The 13122-nt window shown below is 71.6% G+C and carries 11 protein-coding genes, 1 pseudogene and 1 riboswitch; all 12 genes and pseudogenes read right to left on the reverse strand.

Annotation, left to right across the window (positions count from 1 at the left end; all coding sequences use genetic code 11):
- Nucleotides 1-441 precede the first annotated feature (441 nt).
- A pseudogene (locus BLS99_RS07110) lies at nt 442-1581 on the reverse strand (chorismate-binding protein); the annotation flags it as partial.
- Between the two features lie 51 nt (nt 1582-1632).
- Nucleotides 1633-3309 carry a VWA domain-containing protein gene (locus BLS99_RS27340; RefSeq protein WP_281243564.1) on the reverse strand — a complete coding sequence of 559 codons (1677 nt, stop codon included), beginning with the start codon at nt 3307-3309 and terminating at the stop codon, nt 1633-1635.
- A gap of 90 nt (nt 3310-3399) precedes the next feature.
- Nucleotides 3400-6249, reverse strand: a complete 2850-nt coding sequence (gcvP, locus tag BLS99_RS07120) for an aminomethyl-transferring glycine dehydrogenase (protein WP_091047769.1) — start codon at nt 6247-6249, stop codon at nt 3400-3402.
- 51 nt (nt 6250-6300) lie between these two features.
- A riboswitch (glycine riboswitch) is annotated at nt 6301-6401 on the reverse strand.
- Between the two features lie 21 nt (nt 6402-6422).
- Complete coding sequence (locus tag BLS99_RS07125) at nt 6423-6983, reverse strand: MerR family transcriptional regulator (protein WP_091045998.1); 561 nt, start codon at nt 6981-6983, stop codon at nt 6423-6425.
- Nucleotides 6984-7087: 104 nt separating this feature from the next.
- Nucleotides 7088-7558 carry a bifunctional nuclease family protein gene (locus BLS99_RS07130; protein ID WP_091046001.1) on the reverse strand — a complete coding sequence of 157 codons (471 nt, stop codon included), beginning with the start codon at nt 7556-7558 and terminating at the stop codon, nt 7088-7090.
- Nucleotides 7559-7686: 128 nt separating this feature from the next.
- Complete coding sequence (locus BLS99_RS07135; RefSeq protein WP_091046005.1) at nt 7687-8121, reverse strand: FHA domain-containing protein; 435 nt, start codon at nt 8119-8121, stop codon at nt 7687-7689.
- Between the two features lie 36 nt (nt 8122-8157).
- A complete protein-coding gene (gcvH, locus tag BLS99_RS07140; RefSeq protein ID WP_091046008.1) occupies nt 8158-8535 on the reverse strand; it encodes a glycine cleavage system protein GcvH in 378 nt (125 codons plus the stop codon).
- Between the two features lie 143 nt (nt 8536-8678).
- Complete coding sequence (locus tag BLS99_RS07145; protein WP_091046011.1) at nt 8679-9290, reverse strand: CDP-alcohol phosphatidyltransferase family protein; 612 nt, start codon at nt 9288-9290, stop codon at nt 8679-8681.
- Between the two features lie 347 nt (nt 9291-9637).
- Entirely contained in the window at nt 9638-10252 is a 615-nt protein-coding gene (locus tag BLS99_RS07150) for a hypothetical protein (RefSeq protein ID WP_091046014.1), read from the reverse strand.
- A 153-nt stretch (nt 10253-10405) separates the two neighbouring features.
- Entirely contained in the window at nt 10406-11035 is a 630-nt protein-coding gene (locus BLS99_RS07155) for a DUF624 domain-containing protein (protein ID WP_091046018.1), read from the reverse strand.
- Complete coding sequence (locus BLS99_RS07160) at nt 11035-11940, reverse strand: carbohydrate ABC transporter permease (RefSeq protein ID WP_091046021.1); 906 nt, start codon at nt 11938-11940, stop codon at nt 11035-11037. Before BLS99_RS07160 ends, BLS99_RS07155 begins: the two co-directional genes overlap by 1 nt.
- Entirely contained in the window at nt 11937-12929 is a 993-nt protein-coding gene (locus BLS99_RS07165) for a carbohydrate ABC transporter permease (protein WP_218126329.1), read from the reverse strand. Before BLS99_RS07165 ends, BLS99_RS07160 begins: the two co-directional genes overlap by 4 nt.
- Nucleotides 12930-13122 lie beyond the last annotated feature (193 nt).

Consider the following 13122-nt stretch of genomic DNA (forward strand, 5'->3'; position numbering starts at 1 on the left):
CCGCACCCGCGCCCCGCGATCGCGGGCGCGCTCAACTGTGGACGGGCGGGCGCGTGGTTCACCCGGGCAGGTGTCGCGCCGGGTATTGACACGACTGCGCCGAGGTGGGAAAGATTGATGCGGGCCCGCAGGCGATGCGCTGACACGAACCGCCGCGCCGCCCGTATCGGTGGGACAAGAACGGTGAGGACTCGGGCATGAGCGAGCCGAAAATCCTAGGACAGTTCCAATTGGAACATCGGACCATCCAGGTCAGCGGCGACGACGGGAACGCCGGCACGGTCTGGCTCCAGCGGCTCCACCCCGACCCTCCCATGGCGCTGGGGTGCGTCGTCGAGCTCGACTCCCAGACGCCGCGGCTGCGCCTGTACCGGGCCGAGTGGCCCGACGCGCTCCGCGAGCGCGCCAAGGAGCAGACGATCGCGATCTGGAAGGCGTCCCGGGACGTAACACCAGGCGCGCGGTGACCGCGCGGGCCTTCGCCTCGGCCTCGGCGACCTCCGCGTCCGGGTCCGACCGCCACGTGACGCCCCCGCCCGCCCACAGGTGGACGCGGTCCCGGTCGAGGGCGACGGTGCGGATCGTCACGCCCAGGCGGACCCGGTCGCCCTGGAGGTACCCGAACGCGCCCATGGCCGGGCCGCGCCCGGCCGGCTCCAGTCCGGCGACGAGGTCGAGCATCGCGAGTTTCGGCGTCCCGGTCACCGAACCGGGCGGGCACAGCGCCCGCAGCAGGTCCGCCAGACCCGCCCCCGGCCCGATCTCGCACACCACAGTGGATTCGGCCTGCCAGAGGCGGTCCCATTTCGCGAGCGCGAACAACCGCTCCACGGCCACCGTCCCGGGGACCGCCACCTGAGCGAGGTCGTTGCGCGCGAGGTCGACGATCATGACGTGCTCGGCCCGCTCCTTCACCGACGCGAGCAGGTCGGCGCGGCCCGCCGCCGTCGCCGGCGCGGTGCCCTTGATCGGGTGCGTCGCCGCCCGCGCGCCCCCGACGGTGAGGAACGCCTCCGGGGACCCCGAGGCCACCAGCCAGTCCGCCCCCGACAGGACCCCGCCCCACGCCGCGCCCGGAATGCCCGCGACCGCGGCCGCGATCCCCGCCGGGTCGCCCGACCAGGCCGCGGACCGGTGCCCGACCACGTTCGCCACGTACACCTGGCCGCGCCCGATCGCCTCCTGCACCGCCACCACCGCCTTCGCGTGGTCGGCCCCGGTCCACGACGCCCGCCACCCCCCGACGGCGAACGCACCAGGGGGAGCGGGTTCGCGGGCGGGGCCGTGCGCGAAGGCGACCAGCGCCAGATCCGGGACGGCCGGGACCGGCGACGGCGCGCCCGTCGCACCCCCGACCATCACCGCGCCCGCGGCCGACGACACCAGGACCGCCACACCGCACACCGAGCCCTCAGCGCCCGTGTGCGCGCCCCGGTACGACGCGCAGAACGCCGCCGCCAGCGCCGCCGGGTCGCCCCCGTCGCCGACCCGCCACTCCAGGCGGTCGACCTCCACCAGCCGCGCCCGGCACGCCGCGCCCACCCCCGGCGGCGCCGGAGGCACCGCCCCCAAGATCGACATGGAACCAGTGTCGCCCAACCCGAGCCGCCCTCCCGAACCGAGTGGGGCACCTCACGCCGGAGCGATCTCCCCCAGGACCCCGCCGTCCTCCGGCGCCGCCAGGAACGCCCCGCCCCCGGCCGACGCCAGCACCTCCAGGTTCGCCGAGTTCGCCGACCCGAACCCCACCGTGTACACCGACACGCCCCCGCCCAGGCCCTCCAGCGTCCCCGCCGTCTCCTCCACCGTCGGCAGGCTCGCCGTGTCCTCACCCGAGTTCGTCAGCACCACGATCACGCTCGACGCCCCGTCCACCGCCCCCGCGCTCATCTCCTCGTACGCCGCCACCAGCGAGTCGTACAGCGGCGAACCGCCCTCATAGGTGGCGTTCTCCGACAGGTCGTACAACTCCTCGGTCAACGCCGACTTCCCGTCCGCCGACATCTCCGCCGGCGCCGCCACCGACCGCCAGTTCGACTCGCCCCCCGCACCGACCCCGTACTCCCACAACCCCGCCGTCCACGCCGGCTCCATCTCCGCGACCATGTCCACCGCCATCCGCACCGCCGCGATCCCCGCCTCGACCTCCTCGCCCTCGTACGCCACGGTCTCCTCCATCACCGCCGACGACCAGTCCAGCAGGAACAGCACGTTCAAGTCCTCCGCGCCCGACTGCCACGCCCGCACCGCCTCGCCCACCGACTCCGGCGTCGTCTGCCCCAGCGCCGCGGCCTCGTCCTCGACCGGGGCCAGGTCGGGGTCCGAGAACTCGCCCGACGCCACCTGCCCCGCCACGAACTCCCCGAACCGCTCCGCGATCTGCGCGTCCGACGGCGACACCCACGCCGCACCGCCCAGCACCAGGTACGACGCCACCGCCCCCACCATCGTCCCGCTCGGCTTCACCGGCACCAGCGGATCCGCCGACTCCGACGACGCGTTGAAGTCCTCCACCTGGTAGTCCAGCAGCGTCATCACCTGCGACGGATCCGCCGCCTCCGCGTACGCGGTCCGCAGCGCCGACGCGTCCGCCGCCGACGACCCCGCCTCGATCGCCGCCGCATACGCGTCCGCCGCCGCCTGCGAGAACCCCCCGGCCCCGTCCGACGACGCGTTCAGCAACGCCACCAGGCCCTCCGTCGACGACCGCGGATTCGCCGCCGCCAGACTGATCTCCCCCGCCGCGGCCGCGTCCATCACGTCCTGCCACGACGGCGGCTCACCCCCCAGCCATCCCAGGCCCGTCGCCGTCGACTCCGCCACCGCCAGCACCGACGCCGCCTCCCCCAGCACCACCGGATCCGACGTCACGTACCCCGCCGTCGCCTCACCCGCCGTCAACCGCGACGCCCACGCCTGCGCATCCGGCGCCCACGCGATCGGCCGGTCCCCGAACGACATCGAGTTCCACGTCCCCGTGATCCCCTGCAACGCGTCCGCCGCCGACACCTCCGTCACCGACACCCCGATGCACTGCCCGTTCAACTCGGGCTGCTCCCGCTCCCACGCCTGCGCCGCATCCCCCAGCGACCCGTACACGCTCGGCGCCGCCGCCACGGTCACCCGCCACATCTCACCCGAGCACCCCGACCGCAGCAGCGCCACGAAACCCCACGTCAACCCCGACGCCACCAGCACGCACACCAGCGTGATCACGATCCACGGGGCCACCAGCATCTTCTGGCCGCCCTTCTTGCGGCGCCGACCGGTGCGGTGGGACTTCACCTTGTGCTCAATACCGAAAACCATGCGCGTCACTCCTGGGGGATCGTTCGGCGACCAGTCTAGAGCCCGCACGTCGAAGGCCCGCCCACAGTAGTGAGCGGGCCTCCGGTCACGCTACTCCCCGAACGCCTCCACCGGCGGACACGTGCACGCCAGGTTCCGGTCCCCCCACGCATTGTCGATCCGGCCCACCGGAGGCCAGTACTTCCCCTCACCGACCCCCGCCGGCCACGCCGCCGCCGACCGCGAATACGCCCGGTCCCACCCGTCACCGGTCACCACCGCCGCCGTGTGCGGCGCCGCACGCAGCGCCGACGCCTCCACCGCCACCGCACCGGACACGACCGCGTCGATCTCCGCCCGGATCGCGACCATCGCCGCCACGAACCGGTCCAGCTCCGCCAGGTCCTCCGACTCCGTCGGCTCCACCATCAACGTCCCCGCCACCGGGAACGACATCGTCGGCGCATGGAACCCGTAGTCGATCAACCGCTTCGCCACGTCCTCCACCGTCACCCCCGAATCCCTCGTGAGCCCCCGCAGATCGAGGATGCACTCATGCGCCACCAGCCCGTGCTCACCCGTATAGAGCACCGGGAAGTGGTCCCGCAGCCGCGCCGCCACGTAGTTCGCCGCCAGCACCGCCGACGCCGTCGCCGCCGTGACACCCGCCGAACCCATCATCCGCAGGTACATCCACGGGATCTGCAGAATCCCCGCCGAACCCCACCGCGCCTGCGACACCGGACCCACCGGACCCGCCGCCGCAGAAGGATCGGACGGCAGGAACGGCACCAGATGCGCCGCCACCGCCACCGGACCCACACCCGGACCGCCACCGCCGTGCGGAATGCAGAACGTCTTGTGCAGGTTCAGATGCGACACGTCCGCCCCGAACCGCCCCGGCTTCGCCCACCCCAGCAGCGCGTTCAGGTTCGCCCCGTCCACGTACACCTGCCCGCCCGCGTCATGCACCCGCGCGCACACGTCCACGATCGTCGACTCGTACACCCCGTGCGTCGACGGATACGTCACCATCAGCGCCGACAACCGGTCCGCATGCACCGCGATCTTCGCGTCCAGATCCGCGAGGTCCACGTTCCCCGCCTCGTCGCACGCCACCACCACGACCCGCATCCCCGCCAGCACCGCCGACGCGGCGTTCGTCCCGTGCGCGCTCGCGGGGATCAGGCACACGTCCCGGCCGGTCTCGCCCCGGTCGTGCTGCCACGCCCGGATGGCCAGGAGCCCGGCGAGCTCGCCCTGGGACCCGGCGTTGGGCTGCACCGACACCGCGGCGTACCCGCACACGTCCGCGAGCCAGCCCTCCAGCTGCTCGATGAGCTCCCGCCAGCCCTCGGTCTGGTCGGCCGGGGCCAGCGGGTGCACGTCGGCGAACGCCGGCCACGAGATCGGTTCCATCTCCGCGGCCGCGTTCAGCTTCATCGTGCACGACCCGAGCGGGATCATGCCCCGGTCGAGCCCGTAGTCCTTGTCGGCCAGGCGCTTGAGGTAGCGCATCATCGCCGTCTCGGAGTGGTGGGCGGTGAACACCGGGTGCGTCAGGTACGCCGACTCGCGGCGCACCGCCGCGGGGAGGTCGAGGTCGACCGGGCCGCCGAGGGGGACGCCGAACGCGGCGCACACCGCCTCCAGGTCGGCCTCGGTCGTCGTCTCGTCGCACGAGACGGCCACGGTGTCATCGTCCACGCCCCGCACGTTCACGCCCCGCTCCGCGGCCGCGGACACCACCGCGGCGCCGCGCCCGGGGACCGTCGCGGTGACGGTGTCGAAGAACGCGCCACCGCCCACGGCCACACCCCCGGCGGTCAGCGACGCGGCCAGGCGCGCGGCCCGCCCCGCGGCGTGCTCGGCGATCCGCCGCAGCCCCTGCGGGCCGTGCCAGACCGCGTACGAGGACGCGATCACCGCCGGCAGCACCTGTGCGGTGCAGATGTTGCTCGTGGCCTTCTCCCGCCGGATGTGCTGCTCCCGCGCCTGGAGCGCGAGCCGCAGCGCCGGCTGGTCCCCCGAGTCCCGCGAGACGCCCACCAGGCGGCCCGGCAGCTGCCGCTGCAGCGACTCGCGCACCGCCATGTACCCCGCGTGGGGGCCGCCGAAGCCCATCGGCATCCCCAGCCGCTGCGTCGACCCGACCGCGATGTCCGCCCCGAACTCGCCCGGCGCGGCCAGCAGCGTCAACGCGAGCAGGTCCGCCGCCACCGTGACGAGGGCGCCCTGCGCGTGCGCGGCCGCCGTGACGGCCCGCCAGTCGCGGACCTCCCCGTCGGCGCCCGGGTACTGGAGCAGCACCCCGAACGCGCCCTCCGGGACGCCTTCCGCCAGGTCGGCCGCCACCAGCTCGATCCCCACCGGCTCCGCCCGCGTCCGCAGCACCGCGAGCGTCTGCGGAAGCACCCGCGAATCCACCGCGAACACCTCGCCCGCCCCGCGCTTCGCCGCACGGCGCGCCAGCAGCATCGCCTCGGCCGCCGCCGTCGCCTCGTCCAGCAGGCTCGCACCCGCCACCGGCAGACCCGTCAGGTCCGCCACCATCGTCTGGAAGTTCAGCAGCGCCTCCAGGCGCCCCTGCGAGATCTCCGCCTGGTACGGCGTGTACGCGGTGTACCACGACGGGTTCTCCAGGACGTTCCGCCGGATCACCGCCGGCGTGTGCGTCCCGAAGTAGCCCAGCCCGATCATCGACCGCATCGCGCGGTTCCGCTCGGCCAGACCCTTGAGCTCGGCCTGCGCCTCGGTCTCGGACACCGCCGGCGGCAGCGCCAGACCGTCGCGCGAGCGGATCAGCTCGGGCATGCACGCGTCCATGAGCGCGTCCAGGCTCGGATACCCGACCGCCTTGAGCATGGCGTCCTGATCCGCGGGATCGGTGCCGATGTGGCGGGCGGCGAAGGAAGAACGGTCGGTCACGGTACCTCCGGTGACATGGGACGACACTGGCATCCCCTCGTCTGTCACCGGGCCGGGCACGAGCACCGCCGGCTTCAGAGCGGCCTAACCCGAACGGTCCTGGTACCTGAGAGTTTGAAGCGAGGGACTTGCCCCTTCGGTGCCGTGTAGCGCATGAGGCCCACGATCTCTCCCGCCCGGTTTTCCGGCTCTGCCGCCATCGTAGGTCAGGACACCCCGCGCCGGCGACCGGGCACACCCGTCGTGTGGCGCTCCTCCAGCCGCGCCGCCCCGTGCAACTGCGTCGGCGCCTTCACCGGCGCCTCACCCGGCAGCGTCGCCAACCGGCCCATGACCTCGGTCACCGTCGACCGCACCGCGATCCCGAAGACGCCCTGACCGCCCCGCAGCAGATCGATCACCTCGCCCGCCGACCGGCACTCGTACACCGTCGACCCGTCCGACATCAGCGTGATCTCCGCCAGGTCCTTCACCCCGCGCGACCGCAGCGCCTCCACGGCCTTGCGGATGTTCTGCAGCGACACCCCCGCGTCCAGCAGCCGCTTGATGACCTTCAAGACGATGATGTCCCGGAACGAGTACAACCGGTTCGACCCCGACCCCGACGCCGGCCGGATGCTCGGCTCCACCAGCCCCGTCCGCGCCCAGTAGTCCAGCTGCCGGTACGTGATGCCCACGACCCGGCACGCCGCCGTCCCGCGCCACCCGCGGATCTGACTGGGAGGGACCGCAGGGCGGGCCGACGAGGGTTCACTGTGGGCGTCCATCGCACATCCTCCGAGCGCAGCCGGTGTTCTACGAGGGTGAGCGTAACGCCGCGACCCTCCACCATGGGCTGAACAAGAGAAAAGCTCGACAGGTCCCCGGGGGGCTAACGCCCCTCCTCGAAGTCCTCGGGCGTGACCTCCTCGAGGAACTCCCGGAACTTCTCCACTTCGTCCTCCTGCGTATCCGGGAGGACCACCCCCGCCTCGTCGAGCACCGCGTCCGCGCACCAGATCGGCGCCTCCGTCCGCAAGGCGATCGCGATGGCGTCGGACGAACGGGACGACACCCGCGTGCGCCCGTCCAGGACCAGCTCCGCGAAGTAGATCGTGTCCCGCAGCTCCGTGATCTCCACCGCCGTCAGCGTCACGTCCAACGCGTCCAGCACATCGCGGATGAGGTCGTGCGTCAGCGGACGCGACAACTGCACTTCCTGCTGCTGATAGGCGATCGCCGCCGCCTCGACCGTTCCGATCCAGATCGGGAGGTAGCGGTTCCCGTCGACTTCCTTGAGGAGCACCACCGGCTGGTTGCTCGGGAGTTCCACGCGGACCCCGACCACGGTCATCATCCGCACCGGTAACGCCTCCAACGGATCGCCGTCTGATGGAAGGACCCGCCAGGGACTGGCCCGGGCGGGTCCTGAGACTTCAGCCTACTGCGCCGATGACGCGCGCGCGGCGCGCGCCGGGGTTACGGCCCTTGCTAAGCGGCCGGCTTGGGACCGGAGATGAACACCAGGCGGAACTTGCCGATCTGCACCTCGTCGCCGTTGCCCAGGCCCGCGGTCTCCACGCGCTCCCGGTTGACGTAGGTGCCGTTGAGGCTGCCCACGTCGCGGACGGTGAATCCGGACGCGTCGCGGTGGAACTCGGCGTGGCGCCGCGAGACGGTCACGTCGTCGAGGAAGATGTCGGAGTCGGGGTGGCGGCCGGAGGTCGTCACTTCGGTGTTCAGCAGGAAGCGCGCACCGGCGTTCGGCCCGCGGCGGACCACCAGCAACGCGGTGCCCGCCGGCAGGGAGTCCGCCAACCGGGCGGAGTTGAGCTCCGCGTCGACCTCGCCGCCCTCCTGCAGGGCGGACAGGTTCATCGTGGCCGTCACATCCGGCGGAGGGAACTCGTCATTCGAACGCGTCATGGGATTGCCACCTTCTAGCAAGTCTGGACCCTCTGGTCACTCCGTAAGCTTCGCATACGCTCCGGCGTCGAGCAAAGCACTGAGCGAGCCGGCATCCTCGACTTCGATGTCGAACATCCAGCCCGCCGCATAGGGGTCGCTGTTCACCAATTCCGGGGATTCCGACAATTCGTCATTGCACGCAAGAATCTTACCGGTCAACGGAGCGTACACGTCGGAGACGCTCTTGGTCGACTCGACTTCGCCGACCACGTCACCGGCCCGAACCTCGGCGCCCGCCTCCGGAAGTTGGACGTATACGACGTCGCCCAGCGCGTTCTGCGCGAACTCGGTGATGCCGATGCGGAGGACGTTCCCGTCCCGCTGCTCGACCCACTCGTGCTCCGCCGTGTAGCGCAGTTCTTCCGGAATCACCTGGTGCTCCCCTCTGAGGACCCCGCCGGGAGGCGGGTCGGACGCACATGACCGTATCGCCCGGCCGAACGGCCGCTGCATCGGGTCGGGGGCCGGGTGACCGACCGCGGCCCGCCGCAGCAGCGGTGGGACCGCTTCCCTGCTCAGGCCGCGATCTCGGTGCGCGGTCGCCCGACCTTGAGGATCTGGCGGGCCTGGCGCAGGTACACCAGGGCCGCGAGCCAGTACAGGCCCAGGCCCCACCAGGCGAGGGCCCAGCCGAGCGGCTTGGCCCAGAAGTCGGCCTCAGGGACGAGCCCGGCGATGACGAGCACCGGGAACGTGCAGAACACGATCGTCGTCGAGGCCTTCCCCAGGAAGTGCACTTGGGGCGGGGCGTGGCCGTGCCAGCGCAGGACGATGACCATGGTGACCATGACGGCCTCGCGGGCGAGGGCGGCGAGGGTGAACTGCCACGGCAGCAGTTCCACGTAGGTGAGCGCCAGGAGCGCGGTGAGGATGTACAGCCGGTCCACGAAGGGGTCGAGGAGGCGGCCGAGCTTGGAGACCTGGTTCAGGTGGCGGGCGAGCTGCCCGTCGACCCAGTCGGTGCCGCTGCCCACGGCGAGGACGACGGCGGCCTGCCAGTAGTACTGCGTCGCCAGGAGGAGGTAGCAGAACAGCGGGATGCCGAGCAGGCGCACGGCCGTGACCAGGTTGGGCCAGGTCCACACCCCCCATCCGGCGGGGGGTGCTGTCGCTGCTGACTTGCTCAAGGCGGTCCTCTCGGCGGCGCCGGCCGCGGTGGCGGTCCGGTGCCCTGGGTCGGTCTCCTCTCGCTCGCCGGCGGACGAGCGGTGTGTGGTCGTTTCGTTCGCTTCGGTGGGTGTACCGAGATTCTAGCCGTAGGCGCCGACACCCGTACCGCGGAAATCCGAGGCCCTTGTGGGGTCGCTGACGGGCGAAGCCCGGCGTTATAGGTACCCGAGCCCGAGGTCGGGCCGTGATTCCACAAGAGGCGGTACGCCTCGGAGTCGATATATCTCTTGTATAAAACGTGATAGGAAACAACCCGAGCCGGTCCGCAGGGACCGGCTCGGGCCGCGTTCGGGGGGTCGCGGGGCTATGCCGCGGGCGCGCCGGGGATGAACTTCTCCGGCTCCTCCTTGCGGAAGTACGCGTTCGCGGCGGGCAGCGCCAGCAGGATGACGACCAGCAGCGAACCGAGGACGCCCAGGGCCACGACGCCGTAGTCGACCACGGGGGTCCAGGACGGGTAGGCGCCGTAGGCGGCGTCCATGAGCGCCTGCGCGTCGATGCCCTCGGTGCCGGACGCCTCCAGGCCCGCGTCGAGCGAGGCCGCGCCGGCGATGATGCCGAAGGCGAGCACGCCGGAGCAGATGAGGACGAGCGGCTGCACGATCCAGGTGAGGATGCGCCCGACGCGGTTGCCCGCGGCGTTGAGGAGCGCGAAGACGACGAGCAGGACGGCGAACGCGATGAAGACGATCGCGTTGACGCCGCCGCCCTCGAAGGTGAACCCGTCAGGCAGGTCGGAGGTGGAGAATCCCTGGGCTTCGAGCTCGGCCTCGGCGGCGTCCTGGGCGTCGGCGCCGTAGAGGAATCCGACGACGGCCTGGGCCACCAGGAACAGCGCCAGCAGGATCTGGATCCACACGGCGGCGCTGACGGCGCCGGGGCGGTTCCTGCCGGTGGGTTGGGGCGGGGTCTGGGACATGGTTGCCTCCGTGCGGGTTCACGGCCGGCCGTGGCGGCCGGACCACTGGGGGTGGTTCGACCCCCACGCTAGCAAGCATCGACGCCCGTCGCTGGAAGGAATACCGGTCCTTCTCGGGCAGGACGCCGCGCGCCCCCGCCTCGCCCGTGAGGACTACTCCCCTGCCGCCCCCTCCGCGCGCTCCAGGCGCCTGCGGCGCACGGCCACCGCCGCCCCCGCGAGGCACCCGGCCATCGGGACCGCCAGGAGCCACAGCGCCCACGCGGTGGCCGCGAAGACGGCCAGGCCCCCCAGGAGGATGCCGGTGCCGCTCACGTCGGTCCTGCTGTGCGCCAGGGCGGCCGCGAACGCGTCGCGCCACCGCGCTGCGGGCGACCACTCGGCGGCGGCGCGCAGCAGGACGGTGGCCGCGAGCGCGGCGACGACGAAGGTGGCGAGCGCGAACCCGGGGCGGCCGGGCACGCCCTCCTGGGCGAGCACGGCGAGGTTGAGCCCCAGGAGCAGGGCCGCGCCGGCCATGGCGAGGCCGACGCGCCAGCCGCCGCGCCACGCCTCGCGGAAGTCGGTCCAGAAGCCGCGCCAGGAGGCCGGGTCGCCCTCGGTGTAGGCGCGGAGGTGGCGGCAGGCGGCTGCCAGCGCGGCCGGGACGGTCACGACCGGGAGGGCCGCGAGGGCGAACCAGACGCCGGTGAGCAGGCATTCGGCGAAGAGCGCGAAGCCCTCGCCGAACGCCCGCCGCGGCCGGCGGGAGGCGCGGGGCGCGTCCGCTCGCACGGCCGCCACTACCCCTTGACCCCGGAGGTGGCGATGCCCTTGATGAGGAACTTCTGGAAGACCAGGAAGAACAGCACGACCGGGACGAGCGAGAGGAGGGTCATGGCCATCATGCCGCCGTAGTTGGAGACGGCCTCGGTGTTGTTGTAGGACTGGAGGAGCCGCGGCAGCGGGAACTTCTCGATCTCGTGCAGGTAGATCAGGGGGCCCATGAAGTCGTTCCAGGAGCCGATGAACGTGAAGATCGAGGAGGTCACGATCGCCGGGCGCAGGAGCGGCAGCATGATCGAGAAGAAGATGCGGAAGTGCCCGGCGCCGTCGATGGTGGCGGCCTGGTCGAGTTCGCGCGGGATGCCGCGCAGGAACTGGATGTACATGAACACGAAGAACGCGTCCAGGGCCAGGAACTTGCCGATGACGAGCGGGAAGATCGTGTTGACGACGTCGAGCTCGGAGAAGATCAGGTACTGCGGGATGAGCATGACCTGGCCGGGGAGCAGGAGCGTCGCGATGACGACGGCGAACATGGCCTTGCGGCCGGGGAACTCCAGGCGGCCGAGCGCGTAGGCGGTGATCGAGCAGGAGACGACGATGCCGACCACCGACAGGGCGGCGATGACGAACGAGTTCCAGAAGAACCGCCACAGCGGGACGCCGGCGAGGCCGTCGAAGGCGGAGGCGAAGTTCTCCCAGGTGACCGTGGTCGGGATCGGGGAGAGGTCGGTGATGATGTCGGCGTTGGGCTTGATCGAGGCGGTGAGGACCCAGAAGGCCGGGTACAGCACGACGACCAGGGACGCGAGGAGGCACAGGTGCCAGAGGACGGACTTGCCGCGTTCGGCGCCGGTGCGCTGGCGGCGGCCGACGACGCGGGGTTCGGCGGCGGCGTGTTCGGCGGTGGTTGCGGCGGTCATTTGTTGTCCTCCCCCGCGTAGTAGACGAGGTTCTTGGCCGCGCGGAACATGATCAGGGTGACCACGCCGACGGCGAGCACGAGCATCCACGCCCACGCGGAGGCGTAGCCCATGCGCAGGTCGACGAAGGCGAGCGCGTAGATGCGCACGGTGTAGAAGAGGGTGGACCAGGCGGGTCCGCCGGCGGTGCCGCCGATGATGAAGGCGGGGCCGAACATCTGGAAGGCGTGGACGGTCTCCATGAGGACGTTGAAGAAGATGACCGGGGAGAGCATGGGGATCGTGATGTGCACGAACCGGTGCCACTTGCCGGCGCCGTCGACCTCGGCGGCCTCGTAGAGCTCGCCGGGGACCTGGAGGAGGCCGGCCATGAAGATGACCATGGGGGCGCCGAAGGTCCACACGCTCAGGAGCACGAGCATGAGGATGGAGACGTCGGGGTTGCCGATGAACCCGCCGCCCTCCCAGCCGAAGAGGCTCATGAACTGGTCCTGGGGGCCGTCGGCGGCGAAGAGCGCCTTCCAGACCAGGGCCATGCCGACGCTCATGGCGATGAGCGAGGGCATGTAGAACGCGGCGCGGTAGAAGCCGATGCCGCGGCGCTTCTGGGTGAGGAGCATGGCGACCGCGAGGGAGGCGAGGAGCTTGAGCGGGACGGCCAGCACGACGTACAGGAGGGTGACCTTGACGGCGCGGGAGAACATCGGGTCGGCGAACATCGCCGTGTAGTTGTCGAGGCCGATGAAGTCGCCGCCGAGGATCAGGTGGTAGTCGGTGAACGAGAGGTACAGCGACCACAGCATGGGCCCGAGGGTGAACACCAGCGAGCCGATGATCCACGGGGTCATGAAGGTGTAGCCGGTCAGCAGCTCGCCGCGGCGCGAGATCGCGGGGCGGCGCCTGCCGCCGCGCTTGCGCTGCTTCGCCTGTGCGGCGAGTGCTCCGGCCTCGTGGGCCGCGGGCGGGGCCGCGGTGGAGGGAATCGTCACGGTGAGGTTCCTTGTCGGCGTGGGTTGCGGTCCGCGGAGTGACGGGCACTCCGCGGACCTCTGGTCGTTGCTTCGGCGCCTGTGGTCGCTACTGCTCAGCGCTTCCAGTCGCTGCTAATGCTGCTGGTCGCTCCTGCGCAGTGGTCCCAGTCGCTACTGCGCTGCGTTCCTGGTCGCTCCTGCGCTGCGCTCT

It is taken from the genome of Glycomyces sambucus, from assembly GCF_900102815.1.
Lineage (GTDB): Bacteria > Actinomycetota > Actinomycetes > Mycobacteriales > Micromonosporaceae > Glycomyces > Glycomyces sambucus.